Source organism: Mycobacterium aquaticum, assembly GCF_002086485.1.
Taxonomy (GTDB): Bacteria; Actinomycetota; Actinomycetes; order Mycobacteriales; family Mycobacteriaceae; genus Mycobacterium; species Mycobacterium aquaticum.
Window position 1 is genome coordinate 37991 of the sequence record NZ_MVHF01000002.1, and the last position, 17040, is coordinate 55030.

Annotated in this window: 4 protein-coding genes; 3 read left to right on the plus strand and 1 reads right to left on the minus strand. The window is 66.7% G+C overall.

The features are described 5' to 3' along the window. Nucleotides 1-37: 37 nt before the first annotated feature. On the minus strand, nt 38-11023 hold the full coding sequence (locus tag BST13_RS02105) for a type I polyketide synthase (protein WP_083160170.1): 10986 nt from the start codon (nt 11021-11023) through the stop codon (nt 38-40). 235 nt (nt 11024-11258) lie between these two features. Here BST13_RS02105 and BST13_RS02110 point away from each other — a divergent pair, with 235 nt between their 5' ends. The 3 genes from BST13_RS02110 to pe all read left to right on the plus strand — a co-directional run bounded on the left by BST13_RS02110 (nt 11259) and on the right by pe (nt 17024). Next, nucleotides 11259-12680: a condensation domain-containing protein gene (locus BST13_RS02110; RefSeq protein ID WP_083160172.1), complete on the plus strand. Its 1422-nt coding sequence runs from the start codon at nt 11259-11261 to the stop codon at nt 12678-12680. 113 nt (nt 12681-12793) lie between these two features. Further along, a complete protein-coding gene (locus tag BST13_RS02115) occupies nt 12794-15775 on the plus strand; it encodes an MMPL/RND family transporter (RefSeq protein WP_083160719.1) in 2982 nt (993 codons plus the stop codon). Between the two features lie 127 nt (nt 15776-15902). Further along, nucleotides 15903-17024, plus strand: a complete 1122-nt coding sequence (gene pe, locus BST13_RS02120; protein ID WP_083160174.1) for an acyltransferase PE — start codon at nt 15903-15905, stop codon at nt 17022-17024. Nucleotides 17025-17040 lie beyond the last annotated feature (16 nt).

The following is a 17040-nucleotide window of genomic DNA, read 5'->3' on the forward strand; positions in this document are numbered from 1 at the left end:
GTGCCGAAAAGTGCGATTCTGCGACTGCTCGCGGGGTTTAGTCGGCCGCCTCCGCCGGCGGCGCCTCGGCCGATTCCGAGCCATCCGCATCGGGCAGCTGGCTCACGAGGTATTCGGCGAGCCCACCGATGGTCGGATAGTCGAACACCGCCGTCGCGTTGAGGGTGAACCTGCCGCCGAACTGACTGTGCAACCGGTTGCGTAGCTCGATCGCCATGAGTGAGTCCGTGCCGAGGTCCAGGAACCGGCTGCTTGCCGCGGGCGGCTGTGCCAGACGAAGGAAGTTCTGCACCTCCTTCTGCAGGAACTCGGTCACGAAGCCGGCACGCTGCGGCACCGGGATCTCGAGCAGCTGCTTGAGAACCTCGCTGTCACCGACGACCTCACCGACGGCACTCGGCAACACCAGGTCGAGGATCGGTGGCCGCTGACTGCCCAGCACCTTGGCGGCCCGCTGCCAGTTGGCCTTGATCACGGCGGCCTGGCCGGTGCCGTTCGCGACGACCTCGGCGAGTGCGGCCAGCGCCGCCGACGGTTCCAGCGGAATCAGGCCCTGGGCACTGATATTCGCCGTCGCCGCCTCCGACGAGGCCATGCCACCTTGGGCCCACGGCCCGAAGTTGAGACCCGTGGCCGGCAGGCCCTGTGCCCGCCGCTGCGCGACCAGGCCGTCGAGCAGCGCGTTGGCGGTCGCGTAGTTGGACTGACCGGGGGAGCCGAACAAGCTGGACACCGAGGACGACACGATGAAGAAGTCCAGATCGTCGTCCTTCGTCAACCTGTCCAGGTACTCGGCACCGAAGGCCTTGGGCGCCAACGTGGTCCGGAATCGCTCCACGCTCTGCTGCCCCAGCAGCGCATCGTCGAGCACACCCGCCAGATGCGCCACCCCGGCGAGCGGCGGCAGCTCCGCACGGATCTTCTCCAAGAGCGCCGCCACCTCGGCTTCGTCGCCGACATCGGCCGCGAAGATGTGGATGCGGGTCTTGTAGCGCTCGGTGATCTCATCGATGACGCGCTGCGCGTCCGCGTCGGGAGCGCTCCTGCTGGTCAACACGATGTCGCCGGCACCGAGCTGGGCCAGGTACGACGCCGTGTGCAGACCGATCGCGCCGAGTCCACCGGTGATCAGGTAGCTGCGATCCGGCCGCGGCTGCAGCGGATTCGGTATCTGCACCACGATCTTGCCGATGTGCCGTGCCTGCTGCATGCGACGGAGCGCGGCCCGAGCCTCGGTCAGCGGATAGACCTCGGCGGGTAGCGGTGTCCACTCGCGTTTGGCCAGTCCTTCCGACACCTCTGTGAGCAGGTCGCGGATGCGATCCGGTTCGGTGAACATCACCGTGTCCAGCGCGACGATCTCGTAGGCGATATCGGGACGGGCCTCGGCCATCCGCTCATGCGACCAGATGTCGCGCTTGGCGATCTCGGCGAAACGGCCGCCCTGGGCCGTGGCCTTCAGCGTCGCCTCGATGAATCCCTCGCTGGTCAGCGAGTTCAGCACCACGTCGACACCCTCACCGCCGGTATCCGCCAAGATCTGGTCGGCGAAATCGGTTGTGCGCGAGTCATAGACGTACTTCACACCCAGCTTGCGCAGCGTCGCACGCTTGAAGGTGCTTGCGGTGGCGAACACTTCGGCACCGCACTGCTGGGCCATCTGGATCGCCGCCAACCCGACGCCACCGCTGGCCGCGTGGATCAGCACCTTGTCACCGGGCTTGAGCTGCGCCCAGTCGAACGCGAGCCGGACCGTCAGCGCCGCAGCGGGAATCGTCGCGGCCTGCACCGCACTGACCCCGTCGGGGATCGGCGCGAGGAACTGGGCCGGCACGTTGAACCGGTTGGAGAAGGCGCCCTGCATGGAACCGTAGACGCGTTGGCCCACCTCGACGCCGGTGACGCCCTCACCCAATTGCGTGACGACGCCGGCGAAGTCACCGCCGATCGGCCCGGGATCGCCCGGGTACAGGCCAAGGACGTTGAGCACGTCGCGGAAGTTGAGGCCGGCGGCCTCGACCCGGACCTGCACGTAACCCTCGTCCGGTGCCGGTACCTCTTTCTCGGTGATCCGCAGGTTGTCGATCGCGCCGCGTTCGGTGGGTGCGAGGACGTAGTCGCCCCCGCGGGGCACCGTGAGATGCCCGCTGCGTGCCCACGGCAACAACCGCGACGCCAGCAACTTACCTTGGCGCACAGCCAGTTCCGGCTCATCGACGGGGCCGGACAGCAAGTTGGCCAGTGCGACCACGGCCTCATCCGAACCGTCGGAATCGACGAGCTTGGCGTGCAGCGCCGGTTCCTCGTTGATGGTGGTGCGCCCGAATCCCCACAGCGCCGCCTGAACCGGGTCGACAGGCTCACCGGACTCGGTGGCCACGGCCCGCTCGGTGACGATCCACAGGCCGCCGGGCAACCTGATCTGGCCACCCTGCACGGTGTGCACGGCACTGAGCAGATGGGCGATTTCCGTTTCGAGCCGCGCCTGCGCCTCGGTGGTCGACTCGCCTGCGCTCGGGGCGCCGCTGCGCCAGACGACACCGGAGAACCCCATGCCGCGTTCGTGCGCCTGTGCCAGCACCTGCCCCAGGAGTTCGGGATTGGTGCTGCGGTCCCACGGGATGCAGCCCGGCACCTTGGCGGCCAGTTCGTCGAATCCGGCGATCAGCCAGGTGCCGCTGAGCTTGGGGGTCTCATCGTCAGCCGGCGCAAGCGGTACCTCGTGCCAGCCGAGGGTGTACAGCAGCCGCGTGGCGTCGCCGCCGAGTCCTCGCAGCAGCGCCTCGCGAGGTGCTCGCTTGACGGTGAACTCGCGAATCCCGCCGAGGTGACGGCCATCCCGATCGAGGTACTCGAGGTCGAACACCTGGGTTTCGCTGTCGAGGGCGCTCTCGTGCCATCGCGCACGGCAGTAGAACCGCCGCGGCATCTTCTCCTTCAGCGTCACCTGCCCGTACCGCAGCGGCAGGAACAGGTCGTTCACCCCCTGCTCGGCCGCGAGAAGCGCTGGGAAGGCAGGGAATGCGACGCCCGTGCAGAGGTCCATCAGCACCGGGTGCATCGGTTCGGTACCGAGTTGTTCGGCGAGTTCTTCACCGACGAGGATGTCGCCGATCGCCTCGCCTTCACCGAGCCACAGCGACTTGAGCGAACCTGACCAGTTCGGTCCCCAGACCAGCTCGAGGTCGGCGAAGGTCTCGAACAGCTCCTGTGGCCGCAGCCGGTTCATGCGCTCGATCACTTCATCGATCGGATCGTCCTCGGTCGCGGGTTCGTCGGCGTTGTCGGAAACACCGCTGACCACAGTGCCTTCGGCGTTCAGCGACCAGTCGGCATCACTGACGCCGAACGGGCGGCTGTGCACCTGGAACTTCCACTCGCTGCCGCCGCCGGCCGGGTGCAACGTCAACTGCACTTCGCGAGAACTCTTCTCGGGCAGGATGATCGGCTCGTAGAAGAAGACGTCCTTCGCGTGCGCCGGCGTGCCGACCGCGGCCAGCGCCATCGCCGCATACGTCGCACCGGGCACCACGACCGTGCCGTAGATGACGTGGTCGGCAAGCCACGGCTGGGACTTGACCGAGATCCTGCTGGTGTACACCGAGTCGCCGGACGCGAGATCCTTTGCACTGCCCAGGATTCCGGATCCCACGGAGCCGCCCCCGCCTTCGATGGCGATCCCGGCAGTCTTGGGCCAGAAGCGCCGGCGCTGGAACGGGTAGGTGGGCAGTTCGAGCGGGTTCCTCGGGCGCGCCGAGTACAGCGCCGCGAAATCCGGCCGGTGCCCTCCGACGTAGGCTGCGGCCAGCGCGTCGGCGATCTGACGGCGGTCGGCGACACCCTTGCGCAGTGAGACGATCGCCCGCGGCGCGGCCAGATGCTCCGGCCAGACCTGCACCGCAGCCCCGGTCAACACCGGCTGCGGACCGATCTCCATCAACACCGAGCAGCCCAACGCCGCAACTGTGCGGACGCTCTCGGCGAACTGCACCGGCTGGCGCGAATGCCGCCGCCAGTACTGGGCGTCGAGCGGGGTCTGGGCCGTGAGCACGGCGCCGGTGCGGTTGCACACCAGCGGCAACGTCGGAGCGGAGAACTGCACCTGAGCGGCGAACGACTCGAATTCGTCGAGCACCGGGTCCAGCAGTTCCGAGTGGAAGGCGTGGCTGGTTTCCAGCCAGGTGCAGCGGATGCCGTCTTCCTCGAACCGGTTGACCGCTTGTTGCAGATCCTCACCGGGACCCGAGAGCACGGTGTTGGGTCCGTTGTAGGCACCGACGGACACGCGCGGGAATTCGCCGGCGACCTGCTCGACCTGCTTGGGATCGGTGAACACCGCCACCATGCGTCCCCCCGCGGGCAGGCTGCCGAACAGCCTGCCGCGGTGAGCGATCAGCCGCACACCGTCTTCGAGGCTGAACGCTCCCGCCACACATGCCGCGGCGTACTGACCGACGCTGTGACCCAGCACCACATCCGGTTCAATGCCCCACGATTGCCACAGCCGCGCCAAGCCCATCTCGACGGCGAAGAGCGCCGGCTGGGCAAACGACGTGTGTCGCAACCGTTCTCCGGACTCGGCATCGGTCGCGAACATGACATCCAGCAGCGGGTGCGGAAGGATGTCGGCGACCGCGTCCGCGCACCGTTTCACGGTCTCGGCGAAAACCGGCTCGGCGTCGAACAATTCGCGCGCCATTCCCGGGTATTGACTGCCCTGCCCGGTGAACAGCCACGCCGTCGTCGGATGGTTGGTGTGCTCGCCGCGGACCACACCAGGTCGCGTGCGGTTCTCCGCCAGGTCCGCGAGGCCGATGCGGGCGTCGTCGACCGACTCCACGACCAGCGCGGCGCGGTGCTCGAAGTGCGAACGACCCGTCCCCGCGGTCAGGCACACGTCGGCCAGATCGGCATCGGGGTGCGCCTCAAACCACGATCCGTACCGCTGGGCCAGCGCCACAAGGGCTTCCGGCGACCGGGCGGACAGCGCAAGGACGTTGACTGTCTGCTCAGGGGCTTCCGAGCCGGTTGGTTCCTCGCTCGCGGGAGCCGCGGGAGCCGGCGCCTCCTCGATCAGCACGTGCGCGTTGGTTCCGGTGAAACCGAACGAACTCACCCCGGCGCGCCGTGGCCGACCGTTGGCCTGCCACGGAATCGCCTTGTCCACCACCCGCACCGAGAGCGCATCCCAGGGGATGTGCGGCGAGGGGTTCTCGAAGTGCAGGCTTTGCGGCAACGTCTCGTGCTGCAACGACAACACGACCTTGATCAGACCTGCTGCGCCCGAGGCCGATTCGGTGTGACCGATGTTGGTCTTCACCGAGCCCATCAGCAGCGGCCGGGCCGCGTCCCGCGATGCGCCGTAGGCGGCGGCAGCCGCCTGTACCTCGATCGGATCGCCCAGCGGGGTGCCGGTACCGTGTGCCTCGAGGTAGTCGACGTCGCCGCCGGTCCACCCGGCGCGTGCGAGCGCCGTGCCGATCAGCCGTTGCTGCGCACCACCATTGGGCACCGTCAAACCGCTGGACGCACCGTCCTGGTTCACCGCGCTGCTGGGGATGACCGCACAGATCCGGTCTCCGTCGCGCTGGGCGTCGCTGAGCCGCTTGAGCACCAGGATTCCGCAGCCCTCACTGCGCACGTAGCCGTCGGCCGACGCGTCGAAGGTCTTGCAGCGCCCGACGGGAGACAGCATCCGCGCGCGGGAGGCGGCGACGACCGTCACCGGAGAGAGCAGGACGTTGACACCGCCGGCCAACGCCAGATCGCAGTCCCCGGAGTGCAATGCCTGGCAGGCCTGATGGATCGCGACAAGCGCCGAGCTGCACGCGGTGTCGACGGCCATGGCCGGGCCTTCGAACCCGAGCGCGAAGGCAACGCGACCGGAGATGGCGTTGAGCGCATTGCCGGTGATGAAGTACGGCTCGATCTTGTCGATCGACTCCGACGACAGCAGATGGGCGTACTCGTTGGCGGCCACGCCCGCGAAGATGCCGGTGCGGCTGCCGCGCAACGCCGCAGGCGAATACCCGGCCCGCTCAAGGCCTTCCCAGACCGTTTCCAGCATCAGCCGCTGCTGCGGCTCGATCCAGACCGCCTCGCGCGGAGAGATACCGAAGAACTCAGGGTCGAATCCGTCGATGCCGTCGAGGAATCCGCCGAAGCGCGTGTAGGTCTTTCCCGCCGTCTCCGGGTCCGGGTCGTAGAACTCGTCGATGTCGAACCGGTCTTCCGGGATCTCCCGGATTGCGTCGACACCACCGGACAACAGGTCCCAGAAGGCCTCGGGGTTGGGCGCGCCGGGGAAACGGCACGACACCGCGACGATCGCGATCGGCTCGTCGGTGCTCGTCGTCACCGAGGCCGGTTTGGGCGCCGACTTGGCTTGCTCGGCGAGCCCGAGCACGTCGCCGAGCAGGTAGTCGGCCACGTCGGAGATCCGGGGGTAGTCCATCACCAGCGTGATGGGAATCTCCGCGCCGACGCCCTGTTCCATGCGGCGCCGCAATTCGACGGCCATCAGCGAATCCATACCGAGATCGAAGAATCCGGCGTCCTCGCGGACCTCCGAGGAGTCCACGCGCGTCACCTCTGCCACCGCGTCACGCAGGTAGTCGGTGAGCAGCTTCTTGCGCTGCTGAACCGGAGCGTTTGTCAGCCGTTCGACCAGCTGGGTCTTGCCGGTGCCGGTAGGCGATGCGGACAGCTGAGTGGGTACCTCACGCTCCAACTCCGCCAGGAAAGCCCGGCGGCCGGCCTGCTGGTACAGCGGCAAGAAGCGGGCCCAATCGACCCGTGCCACAACGCCTTGCGTGGAGCGGGATGCGACCACGTCGGCCAGCCCTGCCAGAGCGTCGGCGGGCGAGAGCGTCCGGATCCCGCGCTGTTCGAGTCGTTTGCGGGCCTCCGCGTCGGCCATGCCCGCCGACCACGGTCCGAAGTTGACGCTGACGCCGCCCTGATCGCGCAGGCGCCAGGCCAGTCCGTCGAGGAACGCGTTGGCCGCGCTGTAGGCGGTCTGACCGAATCCGCCCCAGACCGCGGCGATCGAGGAGGTGGTGATGAAGAAGTCGAGCTTCTCGTCAGCCACAGCCTCGCTCAAATGCCAGGCACCCCAGACCTTCCCGGCGAAGACGCGGTCCACTTCGGCATCGTCGAGGTCGCTGAGCGGAGTGGTGCCGATCTCGCCGGCCGCGTGCACGACGCCCGCCAGCGGCGGCAGCTCGGCGCGCACACCGGCCAGCAGCCGCGCGACATCGTGCGCGTCGGCGACGTCGGCGGTGACCACCCGGACGTCACAGCCGTGCTGGGTGCGCAGTCCGTCGATGCGCTGCGCAGCGGCGTCGCCGGGCTCGCGCCGACTGGTGAGCACGAGATGCTTGGCGCCGTGCGCGGCCAGGTATCCGGCGATCTCCAGACCGATGGAGCCGAGGCCGCCGGTCACCAGATACGTTGCATTGTCCCGCAATTCGAGCGGGGTGCCGCTGGGTAGCTCATCGCGCCGGACCAGCCGGGGAACGTAGACGGTTTGATCGCGCAGTACGACCTGGTCTTCCCGCATGGGCGCGTCGGATGCCGTGATGCGGCTGAGCAATCCTGACCATTCGTCGGGGGAGCCGGCGGAGAGGTCGGCCAGCCCGCCCCACACCTGGGGCAGCTCGAGTGCAGCCGCGCGACCGAAGCCCCACAGGGCAGTCTGCTCGGGGGCCCCGGTGTCGGCATCGGTGACGCGCTGTGCGCCGCGGGTGACCAGCCAGATCGGGGCCCTCAGGTCAGCGCCGACCGCGGCGCGGAAGAGTCGCCGCGTTCCGGCCAGCACCTGGTGTTGCATCCGCAGCAGTGACCGCATCGAAGGGGCACCGCTTGAGCCCAGCGCGGCGACATGCACGATGCGCAGCGTCGAATCGTCGGTCACCGCGGCACGCAATGCATCCGCGAGCTGCGCCTCGTCGGCATCGGACGCCGGCAGTCCGAGGAATCGGGGCTGCTGACCCCGCGCGGTGAGCGCATCGACCAAGGGCTTGACCGCGTCGGATTCGTCGCCGATCAGGATCCAGGAGCTCGGCCCGGCGTCCGCGCCGAGCGGGGTAACCGCCTTCTCCCAGCGGAACTCGTAGCGGTCGTCGGCGATCGACTGCGTCGAGCGTTGCTGATTGTGTTGTGCGGCAAGCTTTGTCAGGACACTGAGGGTCTGCTGGTCGCCGCCGGCGCCGTCGAGTAGGGCTGCGAGCTCCTCGATCCGGCCGTCCTCAAGCAGCCGCACGGCCTGGGTGCGTGCGGCGACGTGCTGCTGCTGGTTGGGCTGATCCCGGTTGTCGCGATACCAGTACTGGCGATGTTCGAACGGATAGGTGGGCAGGTCGCGCTTGCGCGCGTCCGGCTGCCGGAAGGCAGCGAACGTGGGCACGTGACCCAAAACGTATGCGTCGGCGACGGCTTCGGTGATCTGTCGGTGGTCGGCGGTGTTGCGCCGCAGGGAGGCGATCACGCGCGGTGCGGTGGCCGGATCGGGCCACGCTCCCAGCGCTGTGGCGGTGAGCACGGGCCGTGGGCCGATCTCGAGCAACGCCTTGCAGTTCATGTCGGCCAGCGTGCGCATACTCTTGGCGAATTCGACCGGTTGGCGCGCGTGCCTGCGCCAGTACGCGCCGTCGAGCTTCACGCTGCGACCGAGTGCGGCTCCGGTGCGGTTGTCGATCAGAATGCGTTGCGGTGCCTTGTAAGTGAACTGGTTCGCATACGCCTCGAACTCGTCGAGAATCGGGTCGAGCAGTGCCGAGTGGAAGGCATGGCTGGTTTCCAGCCAGTCGCACCGGATGCCGTCGGTGGTCAACCGGGCTACGGCCTGCTCCAGATCCCCTGCAGGACCGGACAATACAGTGTTGGTGCCGTTGTAGGCGGCGACCGACAGTGTCGGGAATTCGTCGGTGAGGCTCTCGACCCGCTCGGCCGCGGCGAACACCGCCACCATCCGGCCACCGGTAGGCAGGCTACCGAACAGGCGACCCCGTTCGGCCATCAGCTTCGCGCCGTCCTCAAGGCTGAACACCCCGGCGACACAGGCCGCCGAGTACTGCCCGACGCTGTGGCCCAGCACCACGTCGGGTTCGAAGCCCCACGACTGCCACAGCCGGGCCAGCCCCATCTCGACTGCGAACAGGGCGGGCTGCGCGTAGGAGGTCTGCCGCAGCGTCTCCTCGGCGTCTGGGCCGTCTGCGGTTTCTCCCGTCGCAGCGCTCGCCCCGATATCGAATATCACGTCCAGCAACGGCTTTTCGAGAACGTCGGCGACCGCGGCAGCGCACCGTCTCAGCGTTTCGGCGAAAACCGGCTCGGTGTCGAACAATTCGCGGGCCATGCCAGGGTACTGGCTGCCCTGACCGGTGAACAGCCACGCCGTCTTCGGCGCCTCGTGCGATTCTCCGCGAACCAAACCCGGCGCCGGGCGGTCGTCGGCGAGCGCGCCGAGCAACTCGATGGCAGCATCTTTCGAATTGACCACCAACGCGGCGCGGTGTTCCAGGTGCGCCCGCCCCACTCCGGCGGTGAAGCAGACATCGGCCAGCGTGGCCTCGGGGTGAGCGTTCCACCAGCTGCGGTACTGGTCGGCGAGCTGCACCAAGGCGGCCGGTGTACGCGCCGAGAGCGGAAGGAAGCTGAACCGCCCGGTCGCGGGCTCCTCGGCCGATACCGGCCAGACTTGCTCGGGCGCTTCTTCGAGGATGACGTGCGCGTTGGTGCCTGCGAACCCGAACGAGCTGACCCCGGCGATGCGGGGCTTGCCGTTGCGCTCCCACGGCGTGGTCTCCTTGACCACCTCGACTGCCAGCCGGTCCCACGGGATGTGCGGCGACGGGTTCTCGAAGTGCAGATGCTTGGGCAATGTCGCGTGCTCGAGCGACAGGATGACCTTGATGACGCCTGCGATTCCCGCAGCGGCTTCCAGGTGCCCGATGTTCGTCTTCGCCGAGCCGATCAGCAGCGGCGCGTCGGGCTCGCGCCCGGCACCCAGCACGGCACCGGCGGCCTGGGCTTCGATCGGGTCCCCCAGCGATGTGCCGGTGCCGTGGGCTTCCAGGTATCCGACATCGCGGGGTTCGAGGTTCGCCCGCTTCAGCGCGTCGGAGATGACGCGCTGTTGAGCGACACCGTTGGGCACCGTCAGCCCGCCCGACGCGCCGTCCTGGTTGATGGCACTGCCGCGGATCACGGCCCGAATGTGGTCACCGTCGCGGATCGCGTCTTCGAGGCGTTTGATGACGATGACGCCGCAGCCCTCGCCGCGCACGTAGCCGTCGGCCGCGGCGTCGAACGTCTTGCACCGGCCGTCCGGCGCGAGCATGTGCGCGCTGGAGAAGGTGATCATCGTGGCTGGGGTGAGCAGGACGTTCGCGCCACCGGCCAGTGCCAGGTCGCACTCGCCCAGACGCAGCGACTGGCAGGCCTGATGGATCGCCACCAACGACGAGCTGCACGCCGTGTCGACGGCGACCGAGGGACCCTGCAGCCCCAACCGGTAGCTGATTCGTCCGGCGGCGGCGGCGTTGGACGTGCCGATGGCCATGTAGGCCTCGATCTCGGGGTACGTCAGCTCATCGGACGCCATGCCCAGGTAGTCGTGCGTCGCCAAACCGACGAACACACCGGTGTTGCTTTCGGCAAGAGATGTCGGTGCGATGCCCGCGTGTTCGATCGCGCGCCACGCCGTCTCGAGCAGCAACCGATGCTGGGGGTCCATCAATCTGACTTCGCGCGTCGACATGCCGAAGAACGGCGCGTCGAACCCGGTGACGTCGTCGACGAAACCGGCCCGCCGGGTCACCACCTTGCCGGGCGTACTCGGGTCCGGATCGAAGAACTCGTCGGCGTCCCAGCGGTCCTTGGGCACTTCCGACACTGCGTCACGGCCCTCGCGCAACACGTCCCAGAATGCCTCGGCATCGGGTGCCCCCGGGAAGCGCGCTGCGTAGCCAACAACGGCGAAACGGGAGTGCTGTTCGATCGGACGCTCGACGGATTCCATGCCGTTGTCCTCCTTGCATCGGCGGTCAGAATGACACTCCGCGCGCTTCCCCATAGCGCCTGAAGATCAACTCGACGCACACTATATGCGTGCGTACCTTTGGCGTGCTTGGTTCGCTGTCCTGACAGGAACCTGTGCCAGACGCCTCCGGTAGAACCGAGGGTATGTTGTTGCCGCGACGGGCATGCAGGCCCCGTAACCGGCTTGGCAAGAAGTCCTGAGAGGGGACGAGCTTTTGCGCATCGGGAAGATAACTGTTGGCGCACTTGATGAATGGTCGTTGAGTTCGGGCTCGGTCACCTCGTGGCACCCCACCGCAGCGGCTCAGGAAAAAGCCAAACAGGCGCCCGTGAGTTCGGTTCCGGTTAGCTACATGCAGCGCCAACACCTTCGTAACTATCACGACCGCACGGCGGCGGGTTTGAACTTCTCCCGGCAGATCATCGCCAGCTGTGAGGTGGCCGGCCAATGCGATATCGCGGCCATGGATCACGCGGTCAATACCTACCTACGGCGGCACGACACATTCCGGAGTTGGTTCGAGCGGACCGATGCCGGTGACTTCATCCGGCGGGCCCTCGACGACCCGGCTGACATTGAATTCGTGCCCGTCGAGCAGGGCCACATGACGGCCGATGAAATACGTGCCCACGTTGTGGACATCCCCAATCCGTTGGAATGGGGTTGCTTCACTTTCGGGATAGTCCAGAACGAAACTCACTTCACGTTCTTCGCCGCCATGGATCACGTTCACGGGGACGCGACGTTGATCGGCACCACGATGATGGAAGCCAACGGCATGTATTCGGCGATGAGCGGGAGCGGCCAGGCTCTCGCTCTTCCCGACGCCGGTAGCTTCGACGATTTCTGTGTCCGCGAGGGCGAGTACACCTCGGCGTTGACCGTGGATTCCCCCGGGGTGCGCGCCTGGATCGACTTCGCCGCGAACAACCGCGACGGCTTCCCCGAATTTCCGCTGCCGCTGGGAAACCCGGACGAGTCGTTGAGCAGCGCCTGGAGTTCCGAGATCCTGATGAGCCTGGCTCAGACGGAACGCTTCGACTCGGCCTGCGCGGGAGCCGGTGCGCGCTTCGTCGGCGGCTTGTTTGCCTGTCTGGCTCTGGTGGAGCACGAATTCACGGGTGCGCTCACCTATTACGGGCTCACTCCGAGAGATTCCCGCACCGCCGGCGACAATTTCATGACCCAGGGCTGGTTCACGGGTCTGATTCCGATCACCGTGCCGGTGGCGGCGACGTCTTTCAGCGAGGCCGCATGGGCAGCGCAGGCTTCTTTCGACTCGGGTCTTGACATGGCCCGAGTTCCGTATTACCGCGTTTTGGAGTTGGCCCCGTGGTTGAACTGGCCACGCCCGAACTTTCCGGTCTCGAACTTCTTGCACGGCGGTGCGGCGCCGCTCAACGCGATCCTCGCGGCCGGCGACTTGGGGCTTGCGAACAATATCGGGATGTATCCCGACAATAGGTTTTCCTACCAATTGACGATCTACATATTCCGGTACGGGGAAGGCACGGTCATGGCGATCATGCACCCCGACAATGCGGTCGCGAAGAAATCGGTGACCCGCTACATGGAAGCGATGAAGTCGGTCGCGGGGCGGGTTGCTGACAGCGGGCACTGGGGCCGCGTCGCGTAGCGCAGCGCAAACGGTGCGGACGCGAGGAGCAGGGATGGCGGTGCGGACGCGAGGGATGGAGGGGCCATTGATTTTCCGCAGTGCTCCGACTTCGGGGTGAAGGTGAGGGCAACATGCGACGGATAGCCGACCTTGTGGTGCGGTGGCCGTGGGCGGTGATCGGGGTGTGGGTCGCGCTGCTGGTCGCCCTGCCGCTGGCCTTCCCGTCGCTGAGCGCCATGGCGGAGAAGCATCCGCTGGCCATCCTGCCTACTGATGCACCGTCGAGCGTGACTGCGCAAAAGATGACCGAGGCCTTTCACGAACCGGGCAACGACGACCTGATGTTGGTGGCGCTCATCAACGAGAAAGGACTCGGACCCGCCGACGAGGCGACCTACCGCAAGCTGGTCGACGCGTTGCGCGACGACCAGGCCGACGTTGTCAGCGTGCAGGACTTCATCGCCACCCCGCAGCTGCGGAAGTTCATGACCAGCGAGGACAAGACGACCTGGGTGTTGCCGGTGGGTCTCGCCGGTGAGCTGGGCACGCCGCGGGCATTCGACTCGTACAAACGGGTCTCCGAGATCGTCGCTCGCAGCACCGCGGGCAGTACCGCACAGATCCACGTCACGGGCCCTGCGGCCACCGCGGCCGATCTCACCGTCGCAGGCCAAAAGGACCGCCTGCCGATCGAGATTGCGATCGCCGTCCTGGTCCTCGCGGTGCTGCTGGTCGTGTACCGCAGCGCGGTCACCATGCTGCTGCCCTTGGTGACCATCGGATCGTCGCTGGTGATCGCCCAATCGCTGGTCGCGGGCTACTCCCAGCTCACGGGTTCGGGCGTGTCCAACCAGTCCATCGTCTTCCTTAGCGCGATCATGGCCGGCGCCGGAACGGACTACGCCGTCTTTCTGATCAGCCGCTATCACGACTATCTGCGCTCGGGCTCGGATTCCGACGAGGCGGTCAACAAGGCGATGATCTCGATCGGGAAGGTGATCGCCGCATCCGCCACGACGGTGGGCCTGACGTTCCTTCTGTTGAGTTTCTCCAAGATGGGCGTGTTCAGGACGGTCGGCGTGGCGTCGGCCATCGGTATCGGTGTCGCGTTCCTCGCGGGGCTGACGTTGTTGCCTGCGATCCTGGTGCTCGCCGGCCCCCGCGGTTGGGTGAAGCCGCGGCGCGAGCTGACGGCCCGGTTCTGGCGGCGTTCCGGTATCCGGATCGTGCGCAGGCCGGTGGCGCACCTTGCCGCGAGCCTGCTGATTCTGGCCCTGCTGGCCGGTTGCGCGATCTTCGCGCGATACAACTACGACGACCGCAAGGTGGTGTCGGCGTCGGCGTCGAGTTCCATCGGGTACGCCGCGGTCGAACGCCATTTCCCCATTGCCCAGTCGATTCCCGAGTACATCCTCGTCCAGTCACCGCACGATCTGCGGACCCCACGGGCCCTGGCGGATCTGGAGCAGATGGCGTCGCGCGTCGCCCAGTTGCCCGACGTCGGCATGGTCAGCGGCATCACCAGGCCGCTCGGCGACGTGCCACCGGAGTTCCGTGCCACGTACCAGGCAGGCCTCGTCGGTGATCGGCTGGCAAACGGATCCGACCAAATCGACCAGCGCAGCGGCGACCTCAGCCGACTGAACAACGGGGCCAAGACCCTGGCGGACAGCCTCGCCGACGTGCGCGCCCAGATCACGCAGGTGGCACCGAGCATTCAGAGCCTGGTCGACACCATGTCGTCGGTGCGCGCCGAATATGGCGGCGACAAGCTGGTCAAGGATGTCGAAACCGCGGCCAAGCTGGTGCAGAGCATCAACGCGCTGTCCAACTCCATGGGGTACAACCTCTCGGCCGTAAAGAACATCTTCGGCTGGATCGACCCGGTGCTGCAGGCGCTGAACGGTAACGCAGTCTGCGATGCCAATCCGTCGTGCAGCGAAACCCGCGCCCAGTTCCAGAAACTGAGCGACTCGCGAGGCGACGGCAATCTCGACCAGATCAACGATCTCGCGCACCAACTCCAGGGTGTCGACGACAAGCAGACCCTCACCGCGACGGTGAACAAGCTCAACGCGGCCCTGGTGAATGTCTCCAAAGCGGTCAAGACCCTGGGTCTGGACAAGCCCGGTGGTCCGCAGGCCGGCATGCGCCAGCTGCAGCAAGGGGCCGACCGGCTGGCCGGCGGTAGTCGCGAAGTGGCGGGCGGGGTGGACGAGCTCGTCAAACAGGTCAAGGTGATCGCTGACGGACTCAATCAGGCCTCGGCATTCCTGATGACGATGCGGACGAATGCCGCCGACCCGTCACAGGCCGGGTTCAACATCCCGGCCGAAGTGCTGGGCCTGCCGGACTTCAAGAAGGCTTCTGCGGCGTACGTGTCGCCGGACGGTCGCTCGGCGCGGTACCTGGTGCAAACCAAGCTCAACCCGTTCAGCTCTGAAGCGATGGACCAGGTCAACCAGATCCAGGACATCGCTCGGGGCGCCCAGCCCAACACCGCGCTGGCCGACGCGACGATATCGATGGGCGGGTTCCCCGCCGCGCTGCGCGACACCCGCGACTACTACCAGCAGGACATCCGTTACATCATCATCGCGACGCTCATCGTCGTACTGGTGACGCTGATGTTGCTGTTGCGGTCGGTCGTGGCGCCGCTCTACCTCGTCGGGTCCGTGGTGGTTTCGTACTTCGCGGCGATGGGCATCAGCGTGCTGTTCTTCCAATACCTGCTACACCAGCCACTGCATTGGAGTGTGCCGCCACTGGCGTTCGTGGTGCTGGTCGCGGTGGGCGCCGACTACAACATGCTGCTGGTGTCGCGACTGCGTGACGAGTCGCTGCACAGCGTGCGGTACGGCGTCATTCGCACGTTGAGTTCGACGGGCGGCGTGATCACCGCGGCCGGCCTCATCTTCGCGGCCTCGATGGCAGGTTTGCTGTTCTCCAGCATCGGCATAGTGGTTCAAGGGGGCTTCGTGATCGGTGTGGGAATCCTGCTGGACACCTTCGTGGTGCGCACCATCACGGTGCCCGCCATTGCGACGTTGGTGGGGCGGGCGAATTTCTGGCCGTCGCGGGTGGTGGCCCGCAAGTTGGGGCTGCGGACGTGAGGAGCAAAAAGACTCTGCGGACGTGATTGCTGAGAACGTGAGCAGCAAATTCTCAGCAGTGTCAGAACCGGCATGCGGACATCATGTGTGTGAAACTACGAACCGGAGCGGGGCGATAGGAGTGGAGATGAAGAAGCTCCTTGCTGGACTTGCACTGCTGGTGACGACCAGCGTCACGGGATCTTTCGGAATCGTCGGCAGTGCACGGGCCGACGATGCGCCGGTGCCCAGACCGTCCGTCCCGGGCAATCCAGATCCCGGAACCGCATACGCGTTGGGCGGGGCGCACGTCCTCGGTATTCCTTATGACGAGTACATCCGCATGACGGGCGAGCAGTGGTTTCCGGGGATGAGGCGCGTCAAGGTCGATTACCCGGCAGGACAGGTGCAGGGCCACACCCTGGAACGTCTCTTCCCTGGCATCGGCCCGATCGGCGAGAAGATCTATCCCGGCCTTGGGCTCGACGGCCCCAGCATCGGTGAATCGGTCGACGAGGGGGAGGGAAACCTCGACGCCGCGGTTCGCCAAGGCAAAGGAACAGCTATGGGGCTGTCCGAGGGCGCGCTCGTGCTCAACGCCGTGAAGGCGCGGCTGGCCAACGATCCGACCGCTCCGCCACCGGATCAGTTGACCTTTGCGACGTTCGGCGACCCGATCGCCAAGCATCCGTTCGGGGAGAGCTTCCTGACCCAGAACTTCCCCGTCGGCAGCGTCGTGCCGTTCATGGATTACCGCATACCGGCTCCGGTGGAGAGTCAGTATCACACCGACCAGTTCATCTCGGCCTACGACAGCATCGCCGACTGGCCGGACCGGCCCGACAACTGGATGAGCGTCATCAATGCGATCGCCGGGCTCGCGACCGGGCACACTGCCATCGCATTCACCAACCCCAGCAATGTTCCGCCGCAGAACATCCGGACGACGGTCAACTCCAAGGGCGCGACGACGACGACGTATCTGGTCCCCGAGGAACACCTGCCCTTGGTGTTGCCCTTCAAGTACCTGGGGTATGACCAGAACACTCTCAACCAGCTGGACCGGGTTTTGCAGCCGCTGGTGGATGCGGGCTATTCGCGCAACGACGATCCGGCGACCGCTCCGGTCACGGTGGACCCGGTGCACGGCTTCGACCCTGCGAAAGTCACCGCGCCGGCCAACGAGGCCACGTTCGGTGGCGGCGCTGACCCGATGTCGGAGATTGTCAACGGCGCGATGTCCGTGTTGAACCCCAAGAGCGCAGGTTGACGGCGATACCGAACCG

Coding starts and splice junctions, on each gene's coding strand:
- BST13_RS02105 (WP_083160170.1), bottom strand. CDS start 11,023: ATGGAATCCGTCGAGCGTCCGATCGAACAGCACTCCCGTTTCGCCGTT.
- BST13_RS02115 (WP_083160719.1), top strand. CDS start 12,794: ATGCGACGGATAGCCGACCTTGTGGTGCGGTGGCCGTGGGCGGTGATC.
- pe (WP_083160174.1), top strand. CDS start 15,903: ATGAAGAAGCTCCTTGCTGGACTTGCACTGCTGGTGACGACCAGCGTC.